General features: G+C 65.7%; 3 protein-coding genes. 2 read left to right on the plus strand and 1 reads right to left on the minus strand.

The window, feature by feature from the left end; genetic code table 11:
- Positions 1-1,561, plus strand: a 1,561-nt coding sequence (locus JOZ76_RS06200; RefSeq protein WP_291697748.1) for a thiamine pyrophosphate-binding protein, incomplete at its 5' end; no start/stop codon positions are given.
- 11 nt (positions 1,562-1,572) lie between these two features.
- Positions 1,573-1,944 carry a c-type cytochrome gene (locus JOZ76_RS06205; RefSeq protein ID WP_291697749.1) on the plus strand — a complete coding sequence of 124 codons (372 nt, stop codon included), beginning with the start codon at positions 1,573-1,575 and terminating at the stop codon, positions 1,942-1,944.
- A 15-nt stretch (positions 1,945-1,959) separates the two neighbouring features.
- Here the strand turns inward: JOZ76_RS06205 and JOZ76_RS06210 are convergent.
- Positions 1,960-2,421, minus strand: a 462-nt coding sequence (locus JOZ76_RS06210; protein WP_291697750.1) for a DUF2865 domain-containing protein, incomplete at its 5' end; no start/stop codon positions are given.

The raw sequence follows: 2,421 nt of genomic DNA on the forward strand, positions 1-2,421 counted from the left end.
GGCGCAGGGCTACGCCAAGATCGAGAACAAGCCGATGGCGATGATCTGCCACGGCGTGGTCGGCCTGCAGCACGCCACCATGGCGATGTACAACGCCTGGTGCGACCGCGTGCCGGTCATCGTGATGGGCGGCAACATCATCGAGGCCAACAAGCGCGGACCCGGCGCCGAGTGGCCGCATTCCGCAGTCGATCCGGCGGCCCTGACGCGGGATTTCGTCAAATGGGACGACCAGCCGGTCTCGCTGCAGCATTTCGCGGAATCGGCGGTGCGCGCCTACAAGATCGCGACCACCCCGCCGATGGCGCCTGTCATGCTGTCGCTCGACGCCGAGCTGCAGGAGAATCCGATCGAAAATCGGGACGCCTTGCGGATCCCAAAACTGGTCAAGGCAATGCCGCCGCAGGGCGACGACGGAGCGCTCGGCGAACTCGCCAAAATGCTGGTGGCGGCCGAAAATCCCGTCATCATCTGCGACCGGATGGCGCGCACGCCGGCCGGCATGCCGCGCCTGGTGGACCTTGCCGAGACGCTGCAATGCGCCGTGATCGACAACTTTGGGCGCATGAATTTCCCCTCGCGCCATCCGCTCAACCAGTCGTTCCGCCGCTCCATCCTGGGGGAGGCGGACGTGATCCTGGCGCTGGAGGTCAACGATCTCTGGGGCACCCTGAGCGATTTCCACGATCGCATCGTGCGCAGCGCGCAGCCCCGCTACAAGAAGGGCGCCAAGATCGTCACCTTGGGCACGCGCGGGCTCTATTTGAAGGCCAACTATCAGGATTTCGGCCGCTATCAGGAGGTCGATCTCGATATCGCGGGCGACGCGGAGGCGAGCCTGCCGAGCCTCACCGAGCAGGTGAAGCGCCTGGTCGACGAGAGCCGCAAAGCCGCGTTCGACGCGCGGGGGAAGAAGCTTGCTGCGGCGAAGCTCGCAACCATCGAGCAGGCAAAATCCGATGCCACGATCGGCTGGGATGCGAGCCCGATCACCACGGCGCGGCTCTGCGCCGAGCTCTACAGCCAGATCAAGGACGAGGACTGGTCGCTGGTCGGCACCTCGATCCGCCTCTCCTGGCCGCACCGGCTGTGGAATTTCGACCAGCCGCATCGCTGGAATGGCGCTTCCGGCGGCGGTGGGGTGGGGTACACATTGCCGGCCTCGCTCGGGGCGGCGCTGGCCAACAAGGACAAGGGCCGGCTGACGGTCGCGATCGGCGGCGACGGCGACTTCATGTTCGTGCCGGGCACGCTGTGGACCGCCGCGCACCACAAGATCCCCTTGCTCTATATCGTACATAACAACCGCGCCTATCACCAGGAATACATGTATCTGCAGGCGATGGCGGCGCGTCACGGCCGGGGCATCACGACGGCCGATATCGGCACCACATTGAAAGACCCCTTCATCGACTACGCCACGATCGCTAAGGGCTTTGGCGTCTATGGCGAAGGGCCGATCAACGATCCGAACGACCTTGCGCCCGCACTGCAGCGGGCGATCACCATGGTCAAGAGCGGCCAGCCGGCGCTGCTCGATGTCGTGATGGATCAGCGGTGAGGGAGGTGCGGATGGCCAGACAGCTTTCGCGCTCGCTGGGAATTGTTGTCATCGCGACGGCCCTCGCTATGGTCGCGGCGCGCGCCGACGACGCGCCATCGGGCGATCCGGTCAACGGCAAGCGGGTCTATCTCGCCGACGGGTGTTTCGAGTGCCACGGCCGCGCCGGCCAGGGCGGCCAATTCAACTATCAGACGCCCGCGCTGGCGAAGACGGCGCTGCCGGTGGAATCGTTCATCGCGTTCCTGCGCGAGGCGCCGAACGACATGCCGTCATTCTCGGCCGAGGTGCTCTCTGACAAGGACGCCGCCGACATCCACGCCTTCCTGCAGTCGCTGCCGGGTCCGAGGCCGGTCAAGGACATCCCGCAGCTCAATCCATGACGGAGATGAGTCGGCTCAACGTGCCGGAATGAAGGTCGGACCGACCGTGCGGATCTGCTTGTTGTCGGAAGTCGTGGCGGTCGCCTCGGCCGGTGGCGCCGATGCCGCGGCGGGATCGGACGCAGGCGACGGCGCGGCGGCGGTCGCCGCGCCCTTCCTGGTCGAGGCAGGTTTTGCCAGCGGCCGTTGCTGCATCCGCTTGGCGCTTTCTTCGGTGACGATGATGTCGCCCTGCTGCTCGGCGGCGGCCTTGTCGTCGATCGACTTCAGCGCGTCCGACCAGGTCTGGCCGGCTGCCTTGCACGAACAGCTCGGATTGAATTCGGTCCTGAACTTGAACGCGTTGGCAAGCGCGGTGTAGGGCTGGCCCGATGTCGAGACAGCCGAGTTCATGTCCTCGCCGGGATTGCGATAGGAATAGAGATTGGCCTCGGCCGCGGGACATAGCGCCTTGCAGGTCCGCTCGTCGTCGCCAAA

Origin of the sequence: Bradyrhizobium sp. (assembly GCF_019244115.1) — a bacterium.
GTDB lineage: Bacteria > Pseudomonadota > Alphaproteobacteria > Rhizobiales > Xanthobacteraceae > Bradyrhizobium.

Coding starts and splice junctions, on each gene's coding strand:
- JOZ76_RS06205 (WP_291697749.1), top strand. CDS start 1,573: ATGGCCAGACAGCTTTCGCGCTCGCTGGGAATTGTTGTCATCGCGACG.